We start from the raw sequence: 20,891 nt of genomic DNA, 5'->3' as shown, positions 1-20,891 counted from the left end.
CGCCGCGCATCAGCGCGCCTGGATGGGCGCGCCCAGGTCGGCGGGTGACATCTCGGCCACGAAGGCAGTGATCGCCTCGAGGTCTTCGAGGCTCAGCTCGATCGGGACGATGGGCGGCGGATAGGCCGGGTCGAACGGCGGGGTCACGTCGGTGACCTGCGTGAAGGCCGCGTGGGGCGCGAGCACGAAGAACAACGCGAACCGCCCCTGCCAGCCGGGCAATCCCCGGAGCACGCGGAACGACGGGGTCGAGCCCAGCCCTTTCATCCTGTTGACCGGCCCCACCACGTGGCAGCGTCCGCAAAGCTTCAACGACAGGTCCGCGCCCGCCGCCGCGTCGCCGGTGACCTGCGGTGCCGCGGCCACCGTTCTCGCCCGTTCGGGTGCGGCGAAATCGGCGCCCTCGAAGCTGGCGATGGTGCGACGGCCCACATCGGAACGGAACCAGTCCAGCAGCCTGTCGAGATCCTCGTCCTCGCCATCCAGGTGCCAGACCTGTCCACCGCCCCGCAGAACCGGCGTGCCCTCGAGACCGAACCGCCCCTCGGCCGCGGCGCCCTCGCGCACCTGCTCGGTCCGGACGCCGGTCTTCAGCGAAAAGCGCGGCAAAAGGTGGTCCAGCACACCGCTTTGCGCCAGCGCGTCTGGCACCGCGACGCGCAATTCGGCCGCCGCGGGCGCGGCCAGGCAGATCGTCGCGACGATGGCGAGGATGGCACGCATCGGGCCCCCGTTCAGGTTGCGCTTGCAACGCTAGGGGCCGCAGCCTACCTCGGTCAACGATCAATCCGACAGCGCCACGGGAGGGCGGAAGCGATGGACGAAGAGTTCAACATGTCGATGCGGAAATTCCTGAAACAGGTGGGCGTCACCTCGCAGCAGGCCATCGAGCAGGCCATGCGCGACCACGACACCGCCGGCAAGGTCTACAACGCCAAGGTCGTCCTGACCATCGACGGCGTCGATCTCGAACACGTGGTCACCGGCCAGATCAAGGGGCAGGCATGAGCCTGACGCGTGACGCCGTTCTCGCGGCGCTGAAGGATATCAAGGACCCCGCCACCGGGCAGGACATCGTGTCTGCCGGCGTGGTGCGCGCCCTGACCGTCGATGGCGGAACCGTGCGGTTCGTGCTGGAGATCGCCGCGTCGGCGGCCAAGGCCTACGAGCCCGTGCGCGCCGATGCCAAGGCGCGGATCAAGGCCCTGCCCGGGGCCGAGACCGTGTCGGTCGTGCTGACCGCCCATTCCAAGCCCGACACGCCGCCGGACCTGAAGCCGTCCCGCAAGGCGCAGCCCGCGGGTCCCGAGCCGGTGCCGGGCGTCGACCGCCTGATCGCCATCGCGTCGGGCAAGGGCGGCGTAGGCAAGTCCACGGTGGCCTCGAACCTCGCCTGTGCGCTGGCCGCCGAGGGGCGGCGCGTGGGCCTGCTGGACGCCGATGTCTACGGCCCGTCGCAGCCGCGCATGCTGGGCGTGTCCGGGCGGCCCGCCAGCCCCGACGGCAAGACCATCCTGCCCATGCGCAACTACGGCGTGACCATGATGTCCATCGGCCTGATGACCAACGAAGGCCAGGCCGTGGTCTGGCGCGGTCCGATGCTGATGGGCGCGCTTCAGCAGATGCTGATGCAGGTGCAGTGGGGCGCGCTGGACGTGCTGCTGGTGGACCTGCCGCCGGGCACCGGCGACGTGCAGATGACGCTGGCCCAGAAGGCACGGCTGGACGGGGCGCTTGTCGTGTCGACGCCGCAGGACGTGGCGCTGCTGGATGCGCGCAAGGGCATCGACATGTTCAACCAGCTCAAGACCCCGATCTACGGGCTGATCGAGAACATGAGCACCCATATCTGCAGCAATTGCGGCCACGAAGAGCATATCTTCGGCCATGGCGGCGTCGCCCGCGAGGCCGAGAAGCTGGGCGTGCCGCTGCTGGCGGAAATCCCGCTGCACCTGGACATCCGCACCTCGTCGGATGGCGGCGCACCCATCGTGGTGTCGCAACCCGACAGCCCGCAGGCGCAGGTCTTCCGTGATCTCGCCCGGCGGCTGGTGGCCGACGGCCGCGCATGACGCCCACTCCCAGCCTTCCGCCGCTTTTCACCGCCCTCGCGGCGGAAGGCCCGGTGGTCGACACGGCCATCGGGGCCGCGCGCGCGGGCTGCGACGGTGGAACGGTGGTCTACGGCCCCACCGGCGGGGACCTGTCGGCGGCCATCGTCTTCGCGCCCGAAGAGCCGCTGGCCGACTGCGCGCTCGCCCTGCCCGTCTGCGGCGTGGGCCTCCAGAACGCATTGGGCGCGCTGGCCCCGCCCGAGGTCGCCGTCGAGCTTGGCTGGGACGGCACGATCTTCGTCAATGGCGGCCGCTGCGGCGCGTTGAAGCTGATCGGGCCGGCCACCGACGCGGATGTGGTGCCCGACTGGCTGATCGTGACGCTGGACCTGGCCTTTCTGCCCAAAGGCGACGATGCGGGCGCCGCGCCCGATCGCACCGCGCTCTATGCCGAGGGTTGTGGCGAGGTCGAGCCGCTTCCCCTGCTCGAAGCCTGGGTGCGCCACACGCTGGTCTGGCTGAACCGCTGGCAGGACGGCGAGTTGCGGGCGCTGCACCGGGAATGGGAGGGACTCGTCCGCGACATGGGCGACGGCGCGCTCGGTGTCGACGAACGTTTCTCGAAGCTGGTCAAGACCGACGCGGGCACCTCGGCGGTGCCGCTGACCAGCCTGGTGCGCACGCCCTGACCTTCATCTTTCCGATAAATACCCATATCACTGGCCCGGCCATCCGACCGACGTCACAGCAGGACCCCGCCCCATGCAACTCGCCCGCGCGATCCATTTCGACGACAGCGACCGACAGGTGTTCCACGCCCCCGCCCGCACGGGCGAATGGTGCATCCCCGGCGGGTTCGAGTTCTCGGACTGGTCCGAGGCCGACCTGGCGGGAAAGGCGAAACAGGCGTTCACCAATGGCTGGCTGGGCGTCGAGACCTTCGGCCGCGTGAGCTTCGTGGCGGTGACCAAGGTCGAGCCGTCCGAAATGGACACGCTGGCCGACATGCTGGCGCGCCATTTCGTCAGCCACTACGGCGCCCCCGACATCGACGCCGCGCGGCCCGTTGCCCGGCAACAGATCGACGATATGGCCGAGCTGTGCTCCGGCCATCCGCCCAACACGCTGCTGGCGGTCACGCGCGAGCTGACCGAGGCGGGCGTGCGCGAAAGCTTCCGCGCGATCGAGCCGCCCGAGGCCGACCTCATGCAGTTCGCAGTGCACGGCGAAACGGACGGGCTGGAGCCGCCGGACCTGAGGTAGGGCGAGTTTGTCGTTCGCCTGGATCCGTGCTGCGTCTTGGAGTGCGCTCGGTGAACAAAGCGGCTTTCCTCATCGATGTGCGAAGGTCCGCTCCTGTCGCGACGACGAGAAAGCGGGTCAGGTACAGTGATGGCCTCATGACTTGGAATATTCATATTGCCAACGCCTCGGGGAAGTTCGATGGCCTCGTCACGCCGATCGAGAACGCTATTCAGAGGGCGCAAGCGCAGGCAGAGACCGTGACTGACCCGGTTGATCTGGATATTGTCGTGCAGGCTTGGCCTGGCCGCGCAATCGCTCACCTGGGCTTCATGGGATACGCCCCCACCGGCGACATGATCCAACTGACGTTCGACCCTGATAATCCGCAATGCGCGCGAAACTTGGGCGAACCTCTCGAGCGAACAATCGTTCACGAATTGCATCATGTCCTTCGTTGGCACGGGCCCGGATATGGACGCACATTGGGCGAAGCTCTTGTCACCGAAGGGTTGGCAGGTCACTTCGCACAACAGCTTTATGGCAGTCCTCCGGAAAAGTGGGAAAGGGCACTCGACGCCGACGAGCTCGCGCAATCGGCCCGTGACGCATCGGCAGCTTGGGGGATCTGGAATACGATCATGCAGATTGGTTCTTTGGAACCGAGCCAGCATGGCGAGGCTACACCCTTGGGTATTCCTTAGTTCGGGAGTTTTTGCGGGAGTATCCCTACGAGACGCCGGCCACGTTGGTATATGCCGAGGCGAATAGGTTTCGTGACGTACTCGAAAGAGTCATGAATCAAAGGTAACACGCTGACAAACGGCGAACCGAAGTATCGCGGCTCGTCGCCAATCGTTTGGTATGCAGCATGCGTTGATAAGAGCCACACGCGGACCAAGGGTCCCGGGGCCCGAAACGCTTTCATTACCTTCACACTCTTGCGGGCCAGCAGCCTCGATAGCTCCTACGCCGTCCGCGCCGCGTCCATGATGCCGCGCATCTCGCGGATGGCGGGTTCGAGCCCGCGAAAGATCGCCTCGCCGATCAGGAAGTGACCGATATTCAGCTCGGCCATCTGCGGCAGCGCGGCGACGGACGGCACGGTGTCGTAGGTCAGCCCGTGGCCCGCATGCACCTCGAGCCCCAGTTCGGCGGCGAAGGCGGCCATGTCGCGGATGCGGATCATCTCGGCGTCGCGGTCCTCGATCCGGCCCTCGGCATGGGCGTCGCAATAGGCACCGGTATGCAGTTCGACCACCTGCGCGCCGATACGGTGCGCGGCCTCGATCTGGGGACGGTCGGCCGCGATGAAGATCGACACGCGGCACCCCGCGTCCCGCAGCGGCGCGATGAAATGGGCCAGCCGGTTCTCGTCCTTGGCGACCTCGAGCCCGCCCTCGGTCGTCCGCTCCTCGCGCCGTTCGGGCACGATGCACACGGCGTGGGGTCGATGACGCAGGGCGATGGCCTGCATCTCGGGCGTGGCCGCCATCTCGAAATTCAGCGGCACGGTCAGCGCGGCCATCAGCCCGTCGATATCGGCGTCCGAGATGTGGCGCCGATCCTCGCGCAGGTGGGCGGTGATGCCGTCGGCGCCCGCGGCCTCGGCCATGCGCGCGGCGCGCAGCGGATCGGGCAGCGTGCCGCCCCGCGCGTTGCGCACCGTCGCCACGTGATCGATGTTCACACCCAGTCGCAGCCTGTCAGCCATCGCGTGCCTCCTTCTTCATGCGCTTCGCCGCCGCTTCTTGCGCGATCCGGCGCTGCTTTTCGAACTTTTTCTTCAACCGCTTGATCCGCGCCTTCTGGTAGGCCGAGATCACCGGGCGCGACATGAGATAGGACGCGACCCCGGCCACCGTGCCGATCAGCACGCCGCCCACCAGGTAGGGCATGAAGACGTTGCTGAAGAAATGCTCGAACCCGGTCCAGACCACCGGGCGACCGGTCAGGACGCCCTTGAGGTTCGACCACAGCTCGACCGAGACGCGGCTGAACGCATCGAAGGTCGCGTTCAGCGGCAGCGCGTGATCCTGGCCCAGCAACCGTGCGCCCAGTTCGACCGATGCGCCCGCGATCACGGGGAAGGTGACCGGGTTGCCCACGAAGGTCGCCAGCAGAGAGGCGACGACATTGCCGCCCATGATCCAGGCCAGCCCGGCGGCGATGAAGAAATGCAGGCCGAACAGCGGCGTGAAACTGGTGAAGACCCCGGCGGCGATGCCGCGGCTGATCTTGTAGGCCGGGTCCGGCAGGCGGCGCAGCCGGTAGACCATGTAACGCGCCGCCCGCCACCAGCCGCCGCGCGGGTACAGCGCGCGCCCGATGGCGGCCATCGTCGACCTGGGTTGGCGGCGTTTGAACACGCGGGGCCCAGCCTTTCGTTACGGTTTGCGGTCGGGGTCTCGCACCCGGGCGATTGTGGCCACGTCCTGGTCGGCTTCCAGCGCCAGGCGCACCGCGTGCATGTGCTCGACCGACCGCAGATCCACGTCCATCCTGACCCGGTAGAAGTCGGGCTTGCGATCGATGAATTCCATGTCCGAGATATTGGCCTTCTGCGCACCGACAAGGGTGCAGATGCGCCCCAGCACGCCCGCATCGTTGGTCATGGTCAGGTCGAACGTCACGGTGTTCACGGACGGGTGGTTGCCCGAGTGCCAGTGCAGGTCGACCCAGCGCTCGGGCTGATCCTCGAAATCGACCAGCGTGGGACAGTCGATGGCGTGGATGATGACGCCCTTGCCGCGGCGGGTGATGCCGACGATGCGCTCGCCCGGGACCGGCTGGCAGCAATTCGCACGCTCGAAGGCCGCGTCGCCGTCCAGCCCGACGATGGCCGATCCGGCGTCGATCTCGTCGCCCGTCTGGGTCGCCAGCTCGGGGTAGAGCACTTCGATCAACCGCCGCGTCGTCAGCTCGGCCGCGCCGAGACGCGCCAGGAGCTCGTCCACGTCTTGCAGGTGCAACGACTTGGCCGCGGTGGCGAGGGCCTTGTTGGTCATGCGTTTCTGCACGCCGTCGAAGGCCACGCGGGCGAGCTCAGTGCCAAGGCGGATGAACTTGACGCGGTCGGCGGCGCGCAACGACCGGCGAATGGCCGATTTCGCCCGTCCGGTCACGGCGATGTCCATCCAGGTCGACTGCGGCCGCTGCCCCTCGGCCGTCAGGATCTCGCAGCTTTGACCGTTGCGCAGGCGCGTCCACAGCGGCACACGCACCCCGTCCACCTTGGCGCCCACGCAGGCATCGCCGATGCGGGTGTGGATCGCGTAGGCAAAATCCAGCGGCGTGGCGCCCTTCGGCAGCTTCACCACCTCGCCCTTCGGCGTGAAGCAGAACACCTGGTCCTGGTACATTTCGAGCCGGACGGCCTCGAGAAACTCGTCGTGGTCATCGGCGCTGTCGAACTGCTCGTTCAGGGACGCCACCCAGCCGGCGGGATCGACGACGAAGGGGTTCAGCACCCGCTCGCCATCGCGATAGGACCAGTGCGCGGCGACGCCCGTTTCCGCCACCTCGTGCATCTGGCGGGTGCGGATCTGGACCTCGACCCGCTTGCCGTCGCGGCCCGACACGGTCGTGTGGATCGAGCGATAGCCGTTCGACTTGGGCTGGCTGATGTAATCCTTGAACCGGCCCGGAACCGCGCGCCAGCGCTGGTGAATGGCACCCAGGACGCGGTAGCACTCCTCTTCCGTCTCGACGATGACGCGGAAGCCGTAGATATCGCTGAGACGGGAAAAGCCGATCTGCTTTTCCTCCATCTTGCGCCAGATCGAGAACGGCCGCTTGGCGCGGCCATGCACCTCGCCGGCGATGCCCACGCGGTTCAGTTCGATCCGGATGTCGCTGGTGATCTTGTCGATCACGTCGCCGGTTTCCCGTTGCAGCGTGATGAACCGCCGGATGATCGAATTGCGCGCCTCGGGGTTCAGCACCGAGAAGGCGAGATCCTCGAGCTCTTCGCGCATCCACTGCATGCCGATACGGCCCGCCAGCGGGGCGTAGATGTCCATGGTCTCGCGCGCCTTGCGATGCTGACCCTCGGGCTTCATCGACTTGATGGTGCGCATGTTGTGCAGGCGGTCGGCCAGCTTCACCAGGATCACCCGCATGTCCCGGCTCATGGCCATGAACAGCTTGCGGAAGTTCTCGGCCTGCTTGGTTTCGTTCGAGTTCAGCTGCAGCTTGGTCAGCTTGGTCACGCCGTCGACCAGGCCCGCGACCTCGGGCCCGAAGCGGTCCGCCACATCCTCGAACGAGGCGCGCGTGTCTTCGACGGTATCGTGGAGAAGGGCGGTGACGATCGTGTCGTCGTCCAGCCGCTGTTCGGCCAGGATCTCGGCCACGGCGAGCGGATGGCAGATATAGGGCTCGCCCGAGTGGCGGAACTGCCCTTCGTGCATCGCCGCGCCGAACTCATAGGCGCGGTGGATGCGGTCGCCGTCGCTTTTGGGGTGGTAGGACTTGATACGGGCGATCAGGCCGGAGATGTCTTCCATTCGGCCCGCCGCCCGTCCCGCGTCTTACTGTTGCCCTTGCGCTTCCATCAGCGCGCGCAGGAGCTTTTCCTCGGACATATCATCATCGGCCGGCTTGTCCTGCTCGCCGCCGCCCATGAGAAGCGCCATGGCGTCTTCCTCGGGCTCGTCGACCTCGATCTGGGTCTGGTGCGACTCGATCATGCGCTCGCGCAGGTCATCCGACTGCTGGGTTTCCTCGGCGATCTCGCGCAGGCTGACGACCGGGTTCTTGTCGTTGTCGCGGTCGACCGTCGGCTGCGAGCCGGACGCGATCTCGCGAGCGCGGTGCGCGGCCAGCATCACGAGCTCGAACCGGTTGGGAACTTTATCGACGCAATCTTCGACTGTAACGCGCGCCATGGCGACACCTCATGGAATCTGGTCAGGCCCCGAAACGGGGCACAGTTAGAAAGGCGGGACCTAGACCATTCATTCGGACTTGACAAGACGCGGTTTTATATTCCGCCACCATCGAAAGGCCGCACCGCGTCGCGATCGGCGGCGGGCAGCGCGTCGCGCATCCGGGCCACCGTCATCCCCGTGCGCGGATGCCGCCAGTCGGGTGCGATCTGCGCCCAGGGCACCAGGACGAAGGCGCGATCCTGCAACCGGGGGTGGGGCAGGATCAGACGGTCAGGCGCCTCGGACCGCTGTCGATCGGGGGCCAGGGCGCGCCATTGATCATGGGTGGCGGCGTCGGGCAGGACAAGCTTGCCCACCGCGAGCAAATCGAGGTCCACGACCCGCGGCGCCCACCGCGCGGGCCGGGTGCGGCCCAGCTCGGCTTCGATCTGGTGCAGAAGCTCCAGCAACCGCTCGGCCGGCCAGTCGGTGCGCAGTGACGCGACGGCATTCACGAAGTCGGGACCGCTGTTCGGCGGAAAGGCGGGGCTGGAGACGAAATCGCTTACTTCAATGGGCGAATCGTGGTAGTCTTCCATCAATTGTAAAGCGTTTTTCAGCATCTCTGCCGGGGTCGTTTGCCCCGCTGCAAGGTTCGAGCCCAGGGCAACGAAGGCAGTCTGTGAATTTATATCCATCCGGGCAGTCGTATATCCGTGAGTCGATGTTGCGGAGCTGTTGCAAACGCCTAGATTGTCCATTCTGGCTGCACCGGCGGCCAAGGCAGATTATGCCCATCGAAGTGCAAAGGACACTTAATGTTTTACCGAGATGAGCGTCTTGCGCTGTTCATAGACGGCTCGAACCTCTACGCCGCCGGCAAAGCGCTCGGCTTCGACATCGATTACAAGCTGTTGCGGCAGGAATTCATGCGCCGGGGCAAGCTGCTTCGCGCGTTCTACTACACCGCGCTGCTTGAAGGCGAAGATTATTCCCCGATCCGCCCGCTGGTCGACTGGCTGAACTACAACGGCTTCACCATCGTCACGAAGCCCGCGAAGGAGTTCACCGACAGCCAGGGTCGCCGCAAGATCAAGGGCAACATGGACATAGAGCTTGCCGTCGACGCGATGGAGCTTGCGCCGCGCGTGGATCACATCGTCCTGTTCTCGGGCGATGGCGACTTCCGTCCCCTGGTCGAGGCGCTGCAGCGTGCGGGCGTCCGGGTGTCGGTCGTGTCGACCATCCGCAGCCAGCCGCCCATGATCGCCGACGAGCTGCGCCGCCAGGCCGACAACTTCATCGAGCTGGACGAACTGCGCGACTCGATCGGTCGACCGCCCCGCGACGAGATCCGCGCCGTCGCCGAGTAGGCGTCTGACGCCGCACGGGACGTCCGAGACATCGTCAGATCGACGACAGCACCTTGCAAGACGTATAGGCGCCGGGGGTTTGCGATCCACCTCCGGCGCCTTTGTTCTGAAATTGCGTCGCGCGCGGCATGCGGGACAGTAATAATGCCCTGTGCGATCGTGGAATGTAAGTTCTTTAACTTTTGATCAGAATTGCCAACATCCCCCCATAAAGGGGGATAGGACCGTTGACGCTGGACCGATTCGACAAGATCGAGACGGCTGAGAATGTCGGGGACCTGTGGCAGACCACGCTGGAGACCCTGCAATCCATGGGGCTCCCGCTGGTCATCTACCTGACCGTCGACCGCGATGGCCGTGCGCCGCAGTTGATGACGAACCTCAAGGCGATCTACGACCTGTCCGCCCCGACGAACGACCCCTTTCTCAAGCATTGCTGCAGCTCGTACCGGATCACCCGGACCGGCGCGGGGTTTCTCGACGAGCATGGCTATCTCGGCCCGTCGGCCCGCGCCTTCATCGAGGATGCGGCAACCCATGGCTTTCGGGCCGGGATGGCCCTGCCCATGCGGCTGACCGGGTCGGACCGCTACGGCGGGTTCAACCTGGGCACCGGCCTGTCGCCCGAGGCGTTCCTGAGCGACGTCTGGCCCGAGCGCGAGCGGATCCGCTTTCTGTGCCTGATCGTGCATCGCCGCATGGAAGAACTCGCCGCCACGCCGCGCGGCGCCCGGGAGTTCCGCGACCTGCTGATCGCGCCGCACCACGAACACCTGGACCAGCTCAGCCCGCGCGAAAAGGAGATGATGTATCTCCTGGCCCGCGGCCTGTCGCGCAAGGAGGTCGCGCGCCTGTGCGGGATCAGCCCGAACACCGCCAGCGACTATATCAAGAGCGCCTATCGCAAGCTCGGCGTGCGCAACCGGGTCGAGGCGGTGCAGATGGTCCACAATGGCGAGATCTGAGGCCCGCCGCGGCACCGGATCGACACTGGCAATCCGCGCGGCAGGCTCTTAGGTCTGGGATATCCGAAGGGAAGGCCGCCATGTCGAAACCGCCGCTGACACTCTATCTCGCCGCGCCGCGTGGCTTCTGCGCGGGCGTGGACCGCGCCATCAAGATCGTCGAGATGGCGCTGCAGAAATGGGGCGCGCCGGTCTACGTGCGCCACGAGATCGTCCACAACCGCTATGTCGTGGACGAGCTGCGCGACAAGGGCGCCGTCTTCGTCGAGGAGCTGGACGAGGCGCCCGACGACCGGCCGGTGATCTTCTCGGCCCACGGCGTGCCGAAATCCGTGCCCGAGGCCGCGCAGGCGCGCGAGATGGTCTTCGTGGACGCCACCTGTCCCCTGGTCAGCAAGGTCCATATCGAGGCCGAGCGCCACCACGAGAACGGGTTGCAGATGGTGATGATCGGCCACGCGGGACACCCCGAGACGCTGGGCACCATGGGCCAGCTTCCGCCCGGCGAGGTGTTGCTGGTCGAGACCGAGGATGACGTGGCCGACCTGATGCCGCGCGACCCAGAGAAGCTGGCCTTCATCACGCAGACAACGCTCAGCGTCGATGACACCGCCGGAATCGTCGCCGCCCTGAAGAACCGTTTCCCGTCGATCATCGGCCCGCACAAGGAAGACATCTGCTACGCGACCACGAACCGGCAGGAAGCGGTGAAGGCCATGGCGCCCAAGTGCGACGCGATGCTGGTGGTGGGGGCGCCGAACTCGTCCAATTCCAAGCGGCTGGTCGAGGTCGGCGCGCGGGCCGGTTGCAGCTACAGCCAGCTGGTCCAGCGCGCCGCTGATATCGACTGGCGCGCGCTCGACGGCATCACCTCCATGGGGATCACCGCCGGGGCCTCGGCGCCCGAGATCCTGATCGAAGAGGTCATCGACGCCTTCCGCGACCGGTACGACGTGACCATCGAGATGGTCGAAACAGCGGTCGAGCGGGTTGAGTTCAAGGTCCCCCGCGTCCTGCGCGAGCCGGCCTGAGCGGATCCGCCGCTTGGCAGGCCCGAGCCGCGTGCTAAGGTCGCCCGGCAGAACCGCAAAAGGCGCGCCCAGATGTCCTGGCAATTCCTTCTGACCGCGATGGTCGTCTGTCTCGCCCCGGGCACAGGCGTGCTCTACACGCTGGCCGTGGGGCTGGGACGCGGGCGCAGAGCGGCGCTCTGGGCCGCGCTCGGCTGCACCTTCGGCATCGTCCCGCACCTCTTGGCTGCGACCCTTGGCTTGGCCGCCCTGCTGCACACCAGCGCGCTGGCCTTCCAGATCGTGAAGTTCGCCGGCGTGGCCTACCTGCTTTACCTCGCGTGGCAGGCCCTGCGCGAGGGTGGCAGCCTCGACGTGGCTGCCCGGCGCGATCCGACGCCCGGGCCGCTGGTCGCCCGTCGCGGGGCGCTGATCAACATCCTGAACCCCAAGCTGTCGATCTTCTTCCTGGCGCTGCTGCTGCCGTTCCTGTCGGGCAACCCCGCGACCGCCACGGCCGAGATGCTGGGCCTCGGGGCCGTCTTCATGGCGATGACCTTCGTCATCTTCGCGGGCTACGGCGCGGCGGCGGCGCAGGTACGGCGCGCGGTTCTGGGCAACGACCGGGTGCTGCGCTGGATGTCGCGCGGCATCGCGGCGGTGTTCGCGGGGCTGGCCGGACGGCTGGCGGTCGAGCGGGCATGACCATCCCCAAGGCGCCCCTGCTGCTGGGCCTGGCCGGCCTTCTGCCCTTCTTCTGGGGCCTGGTGACCATGCTGGTGCCCGATCTCGGCACCTGGACCGGGCAGAATGTCAGCCCGCGCTTCGCCGGCCCCTACGTTCAGCTGGCCTACGGCACTGTCATACTGTCCTTCATGTCCGGGGTTCTCTGGGGATTCGCCACCAAGGCCGAAGGCCAGGTCGCGGCGTCGGGCTATGCCCTGTCGACGGTCCCTGCGCTCTGGGCGTTCTTCTTCGTGGGCGGCGGGCCGGTCTCGGCGGCGGTCTACCTGGCGTTGGGTTTCGTCGGCATCCTTGGCCTCGACTGGCTGTTCTGGCGCCAGGGGCTGGCACCGCCGTGGTGGATGCACCTGCGGTTCCTGCTGACCGGGCTGGTGGTCGTCTCGCTTCTGCCGATCCTGCTGTGACCGCCGACCCCGATACGCTGGCCTGCTACGCCCGGCGCGCCCAGGAATACGCGGACACGATCAGCCGCGCTGGCCCCGACGCCGACCTTCTGGCCTTCATGGACGCCTTGCCCGCCACGGGCGCGCCGGTGCTTGACTGGGGCTGCGGCCCGGGCAACTCGGCCGCCATGATGATGGCCCGCGGCATCACGGTCGAGGCCACCGATGCGTCGCACGAAATGGCCGAGATCGCGACGGGCCTTGGCGTCGAGGTGCTGGTCGAGCCGTTCGAAGAGCTTGCGCCGATCCCGAAATACCGCGGGATCTGGGCCAATTTCTCGCTCCTGCACGTCACGCCGGAGTGGATGCCGGAGATGATCGACCTGGCCGCCAGGGCCCTGCTGCGCGGCGGCGTTCTTCACCTGGGCCTGAAACGGGGCAGCGGCACCTCGCGCGACCCCATCGGCCGGTTCTTCAGCTACTGGGAGCCTGCCGGCCTGGACGCCATGACGCGCGGCTCGGGGCTGGAGCCTTTCGCCACGCGGCTGGGCGAGGGCAGCGGGCTGGATGGACGGATCGAACCCTTCGTCATCCACCTGAGCCGCAAGCCGGACTGAGCCCGCTTGCGACGGGCGCCGCTTTGGGGCAAGCCCGGGCCGATCCGAACGCGCCGAGGACCAGCACCATGACCGATCTCTTCGCCTATACCGACGGCGCCTGCTCCGGCAATCCGGGGCCGGGCGGCTGGGGCGCGCTCCTGATCGCGCGGGATGGCGATGCGGTCGTGAAGTCGCGCGACCTGAAGGGAGGCGAGGCCAATACCACCAACAACAGGATGGAGCTTCTGGCCGCCATCAGCGCGCTGGAAAGCCTCAGCCGCCCCAGCCGCATCACCATGGTGACCGACAGCCAGTACGTGAAGAACGGGGTAACCAGCTGGATCCACGGCTGGAAGCGCAACGGTTGGAAGACCTCGGCCAAGAAACCGGTCAAGAACGACGACCTGTGGAAACGGCTGGACGCCGCGCAGGCGCGCCACGACGTGACCTGGGAATGGGTGAAGGGCCACGCCGGACACCCCGAGAACGAGCGCGCGGACGAGCTGGCCCGGGCGGGCATGGCCCCGTTCAAACCGGGCGCATGACGGCGCTGGCGATCCTCGACTATTGCGCGGTGTTCGTCTTCGCGCTCAGCGGCGCCTTCGCGGCGAGCCGGGCGCAGCTTGACCTCGTGGGCTTCATCTTCCTCGCCAGCCTCACGGCGCTGGGCGGCGGAACCACGCGTGACCTGCTGCTGGACCGGGCGATCTTCTGGATGGTCGACCCGAGCTACCTGGCCGTGGCCGCCAGCGCGGCGGTCGTGGTGTTCTGGACGGCGCACCTGGCCGACAACAGGCTGATCTGGCTGGTGTGGCTGGACGCCTTCGCGCTGGCCGTCGCGGTGCCCGCGGGCGTCGTGGCGGCGCAGGCTTTCTTCCAGCCGTGGCCCATCGTGATCCTCATGGGGATCCTTACCGGCACCTTCGGCGGCCTGTTGCGCGACGTGGTCGTGAACGACGTGCCGGTCGTGCTGGCCAAGGGCGAGCTTTACGTCACAGCGGCCTTCGCGGGCGGGGGGGCCGCGCTGATCGCATTCGCCGTGAGCGATGACATGCGCGTGGCCGTCGCGGTCTGCGGTGCCGTCACGCTGATCCTGCGCGCGGGATCGCTGTGGTTCGGCTGGCACCTGCCGGTCTACAAGTCGCGTCCGCCCCGCAATTTCTGAGACGGACCGTCAGTCCAGCCGGTCGGGCAGGTCCATCGCGCGCAGCGCCTCGGCGGCGCCCATGGCCCGCCGCCCGGCGCGCTGAAGCTCCAGCACCTCGACCGCGCCGTCGCCACAAGCCACGGTGAAGCCGTCCAGCAATTGTCCCGGCGCCCCCTGCCCCGGCACCAGCCGCGAGCGCAGAAGCTTCACACGCTCGCCCGCCACCTCGCACCAGGCACCGGGAAACGGCGAAAGCCCCCGGATCAGCGCGTCGATTTCGGTGGCCGGACGGGACCAGTCCACGCGCGCCTCGGCCTTGTCGATCTTGCTTGCATATGTGACGCCGTCCCCGGGCTGCGGCTCGGGCGTAAGCTGGTCGAGACGGCCCAGCGCCTCGACGATCAGCCGACCGCCCATGGCGCTCAGCCTGTCGTGCAGGTCGCCCGTGGTCTCGGTCTCGCCGATCGGCGTGGCCTCGCGCAGCAGAACCGGCCCGGTGTCCAATCCCGCCTCCATCTGCATGACGCAGATGCCGGTCTCGGCGTCGCGGGCCATGACAGCGCGATGGATGGGGGCCGCCCCGCGCCAGCGCGGCAGCAGCGAGGCATGGATGTTCAGGCACCCATGGCGCGGCGCGTCCAGAACCGGCTGCGGCAGCAACAGGCCAAAGGCCACGACGACCGCGATATCGGCCCCCAGCGCGGCAAACTCATCCTGTGCCTCGGCGCCCTTCAGGCTGGCGGGGTGGCGAACCGGCAGGCCCAACTCCAGTGCGCGGGCATGGACGGGACCGGGCCGCAGCTTCTTGCCCCGGCCCGCCGGGCGCGGCGGCTGGGTGTAGACGCAGGCGATCTCGTGCCCCGCGTCGACCAGCGCCTGAAGCGCCGGAACCGAGAAATCGGGCGTCCCCATGAAGATCACGCGCATCGGCTCAGTCCCTTCGCTTGGCCGCGCGCTTCAGCAGCATCTGGCGCTTGGTGCGGCTCAGCCGGTCGAAATACATGCGCCCCGCCAGGTGGTCGACCTGGTGCTGCACCGACGTGGCCCAGAGCTGGATGAAATCACGCTCCTCGACCACGCCATCGGCATTCAGGAACCGCACCGTGACCGCGCGGGGCCGAGTGATCCGGGCCGAGACGCCGGGCAGGTTTGGCGATGCCTCCTCGAAATCGCGCGGCTCGACGCTGGCGTGCAGGATCTCGGGGTTGGCCATGCGCACGGCCTGACCGCGATCCTCGGACGCATCCACAACGGCCAGCGCCAGCGGCACGCCAATCTGCGGCGTGGCAAGACCCACGCCCGGCATGGCTTCCATCGTGTCGATCATGTCGTCCCAGATCGCGCGGATCTCGTCCGTGATCGCCTCGACGGGTCGGGCGGGCTGGCTCAACCGCCGGTCGGGCCACATGACGAAAGGCCGCGTCGGCACGGTGTCAGGCCCGCGCCCTTTCGCGCTTCAGCTTCTGCATCTTGCGGGTGATCATCTGGCGCTTCAGCGGTTTCAGGTAGTCGATGAACAGCTTGCCATCCAGGTGGTCGATCTCGTGCTGCACGCAGGTCGCCCACAGCCCGGTGAAATGCTCGGACCGCGCGGCGCCGTCGAGGTCGGTCCACGCGACCTTCACCTCGGCCGGGCGTTCCACGTCGGCATATTGCTCGGGGATGGACAGGCAGCCTTCCTCGTAGACGGACACCTCGTCGGAGGTCCAGGTGACCTCGGGGTTGATCAACACCATCGGCCGCGGCTCGGCGCCCTCTTCCTTCACGCAGTCCATGACCAGCACGCGCTGCATCACGCCGATCTGCGGCGCGGCCAGCCCGATGCCCGGCGCGTCGTACATGGTTTCCAGCATGTCGGCGGCCAGCGTCCGCAGGTCGTCGTCGACCGTGACCACCGGATCGGCCGGCTTTTTCAGACGCGGGTCTGGATGGATGAGGATGGGGCGGATCATGCCGTCCATTTAGGCGTGGCGCGGCGGGGATGCAACAAAACGCGCGTGGGGCCCGCGGGGCTGGACCTCGGCGACGGATGTGACAGGTTACAGCCCAGCCAGACACCGGGAGCACGCCATGTCATTCGACGGAGCCAAACGATCCTTCGACGAGATCATCGACCGCAGGGGCACCCACTGTTCCAAGTGGGACATGATGGAGCCGGTCTACGGCGTGCCGAAGGACGACGGGCTGGCCATGTGGGTGGCGGACATGGATTTCCGTCCGCCCCAGGCCGTGCAGGACGCGGTGGGCCGGATGCACGACCACGGCGTCTACGGCTATTTCGGCGATGACGACGCCTACAAGTCCGCGATCTGCTGGTGGATGGACCACCGCCACGGATGGCAGGTCGATCCCGGCCACATCTTCACCACCAACGGGCTGGTGAACGGCACCGCCATGTGCGTCGACGCCTTCACCGCGCCGGGCGACGGCGTGGTCCTGTTCACGCCGGTCTACCATGCCTTCGCGCGGGTGCTGAAATCCGCGGGGCGCGAGATCGTGGAATGCGAGATGGCGCTGGACGACGGGCGCTACACGCTCGACTTCGATGCCTACGACGCGCAGATGACCGGACGTGAGCGGATGCTGATCCTGTGCTCGCCCCACAATCCCGGCGGTCGGGTCTGGACCCGGGACGAGCTTCGGGGCGTCGCCGACTTCGCGCGCCGCCACGACCTGGTCATCGTGTCGGACGAGATCCATCACGACCTGGTCTATCCCGGCCAGAGCCATACGCCGATGGTGCAGATCGACGGCATCGCCGACCGGCTGGTGATGATGTCCGCGGCGACCAAGACCTTCAACATCGCGGGGGCCCACGTGGGCAACGTCATCATCGCCGATGACGCGCTGCGCCAGCGTTTCGCCACCCGCATGGCCGCCATGGGCACGTCGCCGAACGCCTTCGGGATGCACATGGTCACCGCCGCCTATTCGCCCGAGGGCGCCGAATGGGTGGACGACCTGATGCAGTATCTCGACGGCAACCGCCGCCTCTTCGACGAGGGGATCGCGTCGATTCCGGGCCTGCGCTCCATGCCGCTCGAGGCGACGTACCTGTCCTGGGTCGATTTCGACGGCACCGGCATGGACAGCCGGGAATACCTGCAGCGGGTCGAGGAGCGCGCGAAGATCGCCGTGAACCATGGCCCCACCTTCGGCAAGGGCGGCGAGCGGTGCCTGCGATTCAACATCGCCACCCCCCGCGCCCGCGTGGAAGAGGCCGTTGACCGCCTGCGTGACGCCTTCGCCGACCTGCAATAGGGCGAACCGCTTGACATGGCGGGACATCCCCCCGATATGGCGTCCAAGACGATGATCCCTGCCGCGTGAGCAGACCGGGCGCGAGCCGCCCCACCGAGGATCGTCGCACCGTTTCCCAGATCACGCGGGGAGGCACGCGCCAGTTGCGGCCGCCCCAGGGCAATCCGGCCCCGGTCAGTTTTCTGGCGTTCCTCTGAACGCTCACGGGCCCGCCTGCGCGCGGGGACCCGACATTCCCATTTTCCGAAAGGATCCATTCCATGGATTTCGACATGCTGGGCCTTCCGCCCAAGATGATTTCCCGCCTGGCCGAGCTGGGCATCTCCGAACCGACCCCGATCCAGAAACAGGCCATCCCCCACGCCATGAACGGCCGTGACGTGATGGGCCTGGCGCAGACCGGCACCGGCAAGACCGCCGCCTTCGGCCTGCCGCTGATCAACGCCCTGTCGACCGAGGGCACGAAGCCCGAGCCGAAGACCGTGCGCGGTCTGATCCTCGCGCCGACGCGCGAGCTGGCCAACCAGATCTCCGACTCCCTGCGCGGGTTCGCCGGGGGCACGCACCTGTCCATCGCCGTCGTGGTGGGCGGTGTCAGCATCAACCGCCAGATCGGCCGGCTGGAGCGCGGCGCCGACCTGCTGGTCGCGACGCCCGGCCGCCTGATCGACCTGCTGGACCGCAAGGCCGTGCGGCTGGACCAGACCCGGTTCCTGGTGCTCGACGAGGCCGACCAGATGCTCGACATGGGCTTCATCCACGCTCTGCGGAAGATCGCCCCGCTTCTGGCCGCCGACCGGCAGACCATGCTGTTCTCGGCCACCATGCCGAAACTCATGTCCGAGATCGCCGACAGCTATCTCACCAACCCGATCCGGGTCGAGGTCGCGCGCCCCGGACAGGCCGCCGACAAGGTCGAGCAGGAGGTCCATTTCGTCTCGAAGGACGGCAAGCCCGACCTGCTGCGCGAATGTCTCGACCGCCACCCCGAGGATCGGGCGCTGGTCTTCGGCCGCACCAAGCACGGCTGCGAGCGGCTGATGAAGCAGCTCGACCGCGACGGCTACAAGGCGGCGTCGATCCACGGCAACAAGTCCCAGAACCAGCGCGACCGCGCGATCCAGGGGTTCAAGGACGGCACGGTGAAGGTGCTGGTCGCCACCGACGTGGCAGCCCGCGGCATCGACATCCCGGGCGTGGAATACGTCTACAATTTCGAGCTGCCGAACGTGCCCGAGAACTACGTCCACCGGATCGGCCGCACCGCGCGGGCCGGGCGTGACGGGCAGGCCGTGGCCTTCTGCGCGCCGGACGAGATGAGCTATCTACGCGACATCGAGAAGGTGCTGAAGGGCCGGGTCCGCGTGGCCTCGGGCGCACCCTGGGCCGAGGACACGCCCCCGCCGAAGCAGGGCGGTCGCGGCCGCAAGCCGGGCGGCGGCGGCGGCAAGCCCGGTGGCGGTGCGGCCAAGTCCGGGCGTCGGCGTAGCAAGTCGGGCGGGCGCCGGCGGGCCGCCTGAGCGGCGAGATTATCCGCGATAATCTCCGGCAAATCATCGGCGATGATTTGGTCTGGCGGCGGTCCCGCCGTCAGACCAAGCGCAGATCCTCGAGGTAGGCGCGCAATTGATCCGGGATCGGCGCCGGGCGATCCGTCGCCCGGTCCACGTTCACATGGACGAAATGCCCCTCGGCCGCCGCGACCTCGGCGTCACCCCCGAAAAGACCCAGCTCGTATGTCACCGCACTGCGGCCGAGCTTGGCCACCCGAAGCCCGGCCGTGATGTCCTGCGGAAAGGCCAGCGGCGCGAAGTACCGGCAGCCGGATTCGACCACCAGGAAGATCGTCGGGCTGGTGGCCGGGTCCAGAAGCCCCCGTTCGACCAGCGGCGCGTTCACCGCCGTGTCGAAGAACTGGTAGTGCAGGGCATTGTTCATATGCCCGTACACGTCGTTGTCGAACCACCGCGTCGGCATCGTGCGGAAGGCGATGTAATCCGACCGGCGACCCGGCGTCGCGGTCATCGCGTCACACGAAGGCCTGCAGGCCGGTCTGGGCGCGGCCCAGGATCAGCGCGTGCACGTCATGGGTGCCCTCGTAGGTGTTCACCGTCTCGAGGTTGATCATGTGGCGCATCACCTGGAATTCTTCGGAGATGCCGTTGCCGCCATGCATGTCGCGGGCGATGCGCGCGATCTCAAGCGCCTTGCCGCAGTTGTTGCGCTTCATCAGGCTGATGAGCTCGGGCGCCGCGGTGCCGTCGTCGATCATCCGGCCCAGCCGCAGAGAGCCCTGCAGGCCCAGCGTGATCTCGGTCTGCATGTCGGCGAGCTTCTTCTGGAACAGCTGGGTCTGCGCCAGCGGGCGGCCGAACTGCTTGCGGTCCAGCCCGTATTGCCGCGCCCCGTGCCAGCAGAACTCGGCCGCGCCCATAACGCCCCACGAGATGCCATAGCGGGCGCGGTTGAGGCAGCCGAACGGCCCCTTCAGACCCTCGACATTGGGCAGGAGCGCGTCCTCGCCCACTTCCACGTCCTTCATGACGATCTCGCCGGTGGTGGACGCGCGCAGGCTCAGCTTGCCGCCGATCTTGGGCGCGCTCAGGCCCTCCATGCCCTTTTCCAGCACGAAGCCGCGGATCTTGCCGCCATGCGCCTCGGACTTGGCCCAGACCACGAAGACATCGGCGAAGGGCGAATTCGAGATCCACATCTTGGAGCCGTTCAGCACGTAGCCGCTGTCGGTTTTCTTGGCGACCGTCTTCATCCCGCCGGGGTCGGATCCCGCGTCGGGCTCGGTCAGGCCGAAGCAGCCGATGAACTCGCCGCTGGCGAGCTTCGGCAGGTATTTCTTGCGCTGTTCCTCGCTGCCATAGGCGTGGATCGGGTACATCACGAGACTGGATTGCACCGACATCATCGAGCGGTAGCCGGAGTCCACGCGCTCGACCTCGCGCGCGACAAGGCCGTAGGTGACGTAGTTCATGCCCAGCCCGCCGTATTCCTCGGGGATGGTCACGCCCAGCAGGCCGGCCTCGCCCATCATCGGGAACAGCTCGGGCGCCACGGTCTCTTCGCGGTACGCGTCGATCACCCGCGGCTGAAGGGTGTTCTGCGCGAATTGCCGTGCCGCGTCGCGCAGCATCCGCTCATCCTCGGTCAGCTGGGTTTCCATCAGCATCGGGTCGTCCCATTCGAAGGACGACAGTTCGGGGCCGTGGCCTTGGGTGTCCTTGGGCATG

At 67.4% G+C, this 20,891-nt stretch carries 27 protein-coding genes; 16 read left to right on the top strand and 11 right to left on the bottom strand.

The genetic code is table 11. The features are described 5' to 3' along the window. Positions 1-9: 9 nt before the first annotated feature. Entirely contained in the window at positions 10-723 is a 714-nt protein-coding gene (locus BUB76_RS09335) for a hypothetical protein (RefSeq protein ID WP_073128512.1), read from the bottom strand. A 93-nt stretch (positions 724-816) separates the two neighbouring features. On the opposite strand from BUB76_RS09335, the gene BUB76_RS09330 reads away from it, so the two are divergent. The 6 genes from BUB76_RS09330 (at position 817) to BUB76_RS18340 (ending at position 4,107) form a co-directional block, all read left to right on the top strand. Continuing rightward, on the top strand, positions 817-1,008 hold the full coding sequence (locus BUB76_RS09330; protein WP_073128511.1) for a DUF6494 family protein: 192 nt from the start codon (positions 817-819) through the stop codon (positions 1,006-1,008). Next, complete coding sequence (gene apbC, locus BUB76_RS09325; RefSeq protein WP_073128510.1) at positions 1,005-2,072, top strand: iron-sulfur cluster carrier protein ApbC; 1,068 nt, start codon at positions 1,005-1,007, stop codon at positions 2,070-2,072. The genes BUB76_RS09330 and apbC overlap by 4 nt, the downstream gene beginning before the upstream one ends. Beyond that, positions 2,069-2,743 carry a biotin/lipoate--protein ligase family protein gene (locus BUB76_RS09320; RefSeq protein ID WP_073128509.1) on the top strand — a complete coding sequence of 225 codons (675 nt, stop codon included), beginning with the start codon at positions 2,069-2,071 and terminating at the stop codon, positions 2,741-2,743. The genes apbC and BUB76_RS09320 overlap by 4 nt, the downstream gene beginning before the upstream one ends. 73 nt (positions 2,744-2,816) lie before the next feature. Then, entirely contained in the window at positions 2,817-3,317 is a 501-nt protein-coding gene (locus BUB76_RS09315) for a DUF6505 family protein (protein ID WP_073128508.1), read from the top strand. Positions 3,318-3,454: 137 nt separating this feature from the next. Further along, positions 3,455-4,000, top strand: coding sequence for a DUF2268 domain-containing putative Zn-dependent protease (locus tag BUB76_RS09310; RefSeq protein WP_073128507.1), 546 nt, complete (start codon positions 3,455-3,457; stop codon positions 3,998-4,000). Next, entirely contained in the window at positions 3,916-4,107 is a 192-nt protein-coding gene (locus BUB76_RS18340; protein WP_073128506.1) for a DUF2268 domain-containing putative Zn-dependent protease, read from the top strand. Before BUB76_RS09310 ends, BUB76_RS18340 begins: the two co-directional genes overlap by 85 nt. A gap of 156 nt (positions 4,108-4,263) precedes the next feature. Here BUB76_RS18340 and BUB76_RS09300 read toward each other — a convergent pair whose 3' ends face one another. The 5 genes from BUB76_RS09300 to folK all read right to left on the bottom strand — a co-directional run bounded on the left by BUB76_RS09300 (position 4,264) and on the right by folK (position 8,928). After that, complete coding sequence (locus BUB76_RS09300; protein ID WP_073128505.1) at positions 4,264-5,010, bottom strand: pyridoxine 5'-phosphate synthase; 747 nt, start codon at positions 5,008-5,010, stop codon at positions 4,264-4,266. Continuing rightward, entirely contained in the window at positions 5,003-5,635 is a 633-nt protein-coding gene (locus BUB76_RS09295) for a DUF2062 domain-containing protein (protein WP_073128629.1), read from the bottom strand. Before BUB76_RS09295 ends, BUB76_RS09300 begins: the two co-directional genes overlap by 8 nt. 48 nt (positions 5,636-5,683) lie before the next feature. Then, positions 5,684-7,804, bottom strand: a complete 2,121-nt coding sequence (locus tag BUB76_RS09290) for a RelA/SpoT family protein (protein WP_073128504.1) — start codon at positions 7,802-7,804, stop codon at positions 5,684-5,686. A gap of 24 nt (positions 7,805-7,828) precedes the next feature. Then, entirely contained in the window at positions 7,829-8,185 is a 357-nt protein-coding gene (gene rpoZ / locus BUB76_RS09285; protein WP_073128503.1) for a DNA-directed RNA polymerase subunit omega, read from the bottom strand. Between the two features lie 95 nt (positions 8,186-8,280). Next, the gene (folK, locus tag BUB76_RS09280; protein WP_236737890.1) at positions 8,281-8,928 is read right to left on the bottom strand and encodes a 2-amino-4-hydroxy-6-hydroxymethyldihydropteridine diphosphokinase; all 648 of its coding nucleotides are present in this window, start codon (positions 8,926-8,928) and stop codon (positions 8,281-8,283) included. 57 nt (positions 8,929-8,985) lie between these two features. Here folK and BUB76_RS09275 point away from each other — a divergent pair, with 57 nt between their 5' ends. The 8 genes from BUB76_RS09275 (at position 8,986) to BUB76_RS09240 (ending at position 14,406) form a co-directional block, all read left to right on the top strand. Continuing rightward, positions 8,986-9,540: a LabA-like NYN domain-containing protein gene (locus tag BUB76_RS09275; protein ID WP_073128501.1), complete on the top strand. Its 555-nt coding sequence runs from the start codon at positions 8,986-8,988 to the stop codon at positions 9,538-9,540. A gap of 227 nt (positions 9,541-9,767) precedes the next feature. Further along, the gene (locus BUB76_RS09270; RefSeq protein WP_073128500.1) at positions 9,768-10,505 is read left to right on the top strand and encodes a helix-turn-helix transcriptional regulator; all 738 of its coding nucleotides are present in this window, start codon (positions 9,768-9,770) and stop codon (positions 10,503-10,505) included. Between the two features lie 80 nt (positions 10,506-10,585). Continuing rightward, the gene (gene ispH, locus BUB76_RS09265) at positions 10,586-11,536 is read left to right on the top strand and encodes a 4-hydroxy-3-methylbut-2-enyl diphosphate reductase (protein WP_073128499.1); all 951 of its coding nucleotides are present in this window, start codon (positions 10,586-10,588) and stop codon (positions 11,534-11,536) included. Positions 11,537-11,608: 72 nt separating this feature from the next. Then, positions 11,609-12,220 (top strand): LysE family translocator, encoded by a 612-nt coding sequence (locus BUB76_RS09260; RefSeq protein WP_073128498.1) that lies wholly within the window; start codon positions 11,609-11,611, stop codon positions 12,218-12,220. After that, positions 12,217-12,663, top strand: coding sequence for a DUF3429 domain-containing protein (locus BUB76_RS09255; RefSeq protein WP_073128497.1), 447 nt, complete (start codon positions 12,217-12,219; stop codon positions 12,661-12,663). The genes BUB76_RS09260 and BUB76_RS09255 overlap by 4 nt, the downstream gene beginning before the upstream one ends. Further along, positions 12,660-13,259, top strand: a complete 600-nt coding sequence (locus BUB76_RS09250; RefSeq protein WP_073128496.1) for a class I SAM-dependent methyltransferase — start codon at positions 12,660-12,662, stop codon at positions 13,257-13,259. Before BUB76_RS09255 ends, BUB76_RS09250 begins: the two co-directional genes overlap by 4 nt. Before the next feature lie 68 nt (positions 13,260-13,327). Beyond that, complete coding sequence (gene rnhA / locus BUB76_RS09245) at positions 13,328-13,786, top strand: ribonuclease HI (RefSeq protein WP_073128495.1); 459 nt, start codon at positions 13,328-13,330, stop codon at positions 13,784-13,786. Then, positions 13,783-14,406 carry a trimeric intracellular cation channel family protein gene (locus BUB76_RS09240; RefSeq protein ID WP_073128494.1) on the top strand — a complete coding sequence of 208 codons (624 nt, stop codon included), beginning with the start codon at positions 13,783-13,785 and terminating at the stop codon, positions 14,404-14,406. Before rnhA ends, BUB76_RS09240 begins: the two co-directional genes overlap by 4 nt. 9 nt (positions 14,407-14,415) lie before the next feature. Here BUB76_RS09240 and fmt read toward each other — a convergent pair whose 3' ends face one another. From fmt to def (BUB76_RS09225), 3 genes are read right to left on the bottom strand one after another with little or no spacing between them, the layout of a single operon-like run. Beyond that, on the bottom strand, positions 14,416-15,315 hold the full coding sequence (gene fmt / locus BUB76_RS09235) for a methionyl-tRNA formyltransferase (protein ID WP_073128493.1): 900 nt from the start codon (positions 15,313-15,315) through the stop codon (positions 14,416-14,418). A gap of 4 nt (positions 15,316-15,319) precedes the next feature. After that, entirely contained in the window at positions 15,320-15,796 is a 477-nt protein-coding gene (def, locus tag BUB76_RS09230; protein WP_073128492.1) for a peptide deformylase, read from the bottom strand. Positions 15,797-15,821: 25 nt separating this feature from the next. Beyond that, positions 15,822-16,340 (bottom strand): peptide deformylase, encoded by a 519-nt coding sequence (gene def / locus BUB76_RS09225; protein ID WP_373280049.1) that lies wholly within the window; start codon positions 16,338-16,340, stop codon positions 15,822-15,824. Between the two features lie 118 nt (positions 16,341-16,458). Between def (BUB76_RS09225) and BUB76_RS09220 the strand changes: the two genes are divergently transcribed. Continuing rightward, positions 16,459-17,649 carry a MalY/PatB family protein gene (locus BUB76_RS09220; RefSeq protein WP_073128490.1) on the top strand — a complete coding sequence of 397 codons (1,191 nt, stop codon included), beginning with the start codon at positions 16,459-16,461 and terminating at the stop codon, positions 17,647-17,649. 260 nt (positions 17,650-17,909) lie between these two features. Then, complete coding sequence (locus BUB76_RS09215; protein ID WP_073128489.1) at positions 17,910-19,169, top strand: DEAD/DEAH box helicase; 1,260 nt, start codon at positions 17,910-17,912, stop codon at positions 19,167-19,169. A gap of 70 nt (positions 19,170-19,239) precedes the next feature. On the opposite strand, the gene BUB76_RS09210 is transcribed toward BUB76_RS09215, so the two are convergent. Both BUB76_RS09210 and BUB76_RS09205 read right to left on the bottom strand, forming a co-directional pair. Further along, positions 19,240-19,674, bottom strand: coding sequence for an acyl-CoA thioesterase (locus BUB76_RS09210; protein WP_073128488.1), 435 nt, complete (start codon positions 19,672-19,674; stop codon positions 19,240-19,242). Positions 19,675-19,678: 4 nt separating this feature from the next. Beyond that, a complete protein-coding gene (locus BUB76_RS09205; protein ID WP_073128487.1) occupies positions 19,679-20,890 on the bottom strand; it encodes an acyl-CoA dehydrogenase in 1,212 nt (403 codons plus the stop codon). Between the last annotated feature and the right edge of the window lies 1 nt (position 20,891).

It is taken from the genome of Palleronia salina (assembly GCF_900141995.1).
In the GTDB taxonomy this organism is placed as follows: Bacteria; Pseudomonadota; Alphaproteobacteria; order Rhodobacterales; family Rhodobacteraceae; genus Palleronia; species Palleronia salina.
This window is presented reverse-complemented; position numbering and strand designations above follow the sequence as displayed.

Excerpts from the sequence above, each read along its gene's own strand:
- def (WP_073128492.1), bottom strand. The coding sequence starts at position 15,796 with ATGTGGCCCGACCGGCGGTTGAGCCAGCCCGCCCGACCCGTCGAGGCG.
- rpoZ (WP_073128503.1), bottom strand. The coding sequence starts at position 8,185 with ATGGCGCGCGTTACAGTCGAAGATTGCGTCGATAAAGTTCCCAACCGG.
- BUB76_RS09335 (WP_073128512.1), bottom strand. The coding sequence starts at position 723 with ATGCGTGCCATCCTCGCCATCGTCGCGACGATCTGCCTGGCCGCGCCC.
- BUB76_RS09315 (WP_073128508.1), top strand. The coding sequence starts at position 2,817 with ATGCAACTCGCCCGCGCGATCCATTTCGACGACAGCGACCGACAGGTG.
- rnhA (WP_073128495.1), top strand. The coding sequence starts at position 13,328 with ATGACCGATCTCTTCGCCTATACCGACGGCGCCTGCTCCGGCAATCCG.
- BUB76_RS09220 (WP_073128490.1), top strand. The coding sequence starts at position 16,459 with ATGTCATTCGACGGAGCCAAACGATCCTTCGACGAGATCATCGACCGC.
- BUB76_RS09275 (WP_073128501.1), top strand. The coding sequence starts at position 8,986 with ATGTTTTACCGAGATGAGCGTCTTGCGCTGTTCATAGACGGCTCGAAC.
- BUB76_RS09210 (WP_073128488.1), bottom strand. The coding sequence starts at position 19,674 with ATGACCGCGACGCCGGGTCGCCGGTCGGATTACATCGCCTTCCGCACG.
- BUB76_RS09255 (WP_073128497.1), top strand. The coding sequence starts at position 12,217 with ATGACCATCCCCAAGGCGCCCCTGCTGCTGGGCCTGGCCGGCCTTCTG.
- BUB76_RS09215 (WP_073128489.1), top strand. The coding sequence starts at position 17,910 with ATGGATTTCGACATGCTGGGCCTTCCGCCCAAGATGATTTCCCGCCTG.
- BUB76_RS09320 (WP_073128509.1), top strand. The coding sequence starts at position 2,069 with ATGACGCCCACTCCCAGCCTTCCGCCGCTTTTCACCGCCCTCGCGGCG.
- BUB76_RS09260 (WP_073128498.1), top strand. The coding sequence starts at position 11,609 with ATGTCCTGGCAATTCCTTCTGACCGCGATGGTCGTCTGTCTCGCCCCG.
- fmt (WP_073128493.1), bottom strand. The coding sequence starts at position 15,315 with ATGCGCGTGATCTTCATGGGGACGCCCGATTTCTCGGTTCCGGCGCTT.
- folK (WP_236737890.1), bottom strand. The coding sequence starts at position 8,928 with ATGGACAATCTAGGCGTTTGCAACAGCTCCGCAACATCGACTCACGGA.
- BUB76_RS09300 (WP_073128505.1), bottom strand. The coding sequence starts at position 5,010 with ATGGCTGACAGGCTGCGACTGGGTGTGAACATCGATCACGTGGCGACG.
- BUB76_RS09310 (WP_073128507.1), top strand. The coding sequence starts at position 3,455 with ATGACTTGGAATATTCATATTGCCAACGCCTCGGGGAAGTTCGATGGC.
- ispH (WP_073128499.1), top strand. The coding sequence starts at position 10,586 with ATGTCGAAACCGCCGCTGACACTCTATCTCGCCGCGCCGCGTGGCTTC.
- BUB76_RS09240 (WP_073128494.1), top strand. The coding sequence starts at position 13,783 with ATGACGGCGCTGGCGATCCTCGACTATTGCGCGGTGTTCGTCTTCGCG.
- BUB76_RS09295 (WP_073128629.1), bottom strand. The coding sequence starts at position 5,635 with ATGGCCGCCATCGGGCGCGCGCTGTACCCGCGCGGCGGCTGGTGGCGG.
- def (WP_373280049.1), bottom strand. The coding sequence starts at position 16,340 with ATGATCCGCCCCATCCTCATCCATCCAGACCCGCGTCTGAAAAAGCCG.
- BUB76_RS09205 (WP_073128487.1), bottom strand. The coding sequence starts at position 20,890 with ATGCCCAAGGACACCCAAGGCCACGGCCCCGAACTGTCGTCCTTCGAA.
- apbC (WP_073128510.1), top strand. The coding sequence starts at position 1,005 with ATGAGCCTGACGCGTGACGCCGTTCTCGCGGCGCTGAAGGATATCAAG.
- BUB76_RS09330 (WP_073128511.1), top strand. The coding sequence starts at position 817 with ATGGACGAAGAGTTCAACATGTCGATGCGGAAATTCCTGAAACAGGTG.
- BUB76_RS09290 (WP_073128504.1), bottom strand. The coding sequence starts at position 7,804 with ATGGAAGACATCTCCGGCCTGATCGCCCGTATCAAGTCCTACCACCCC.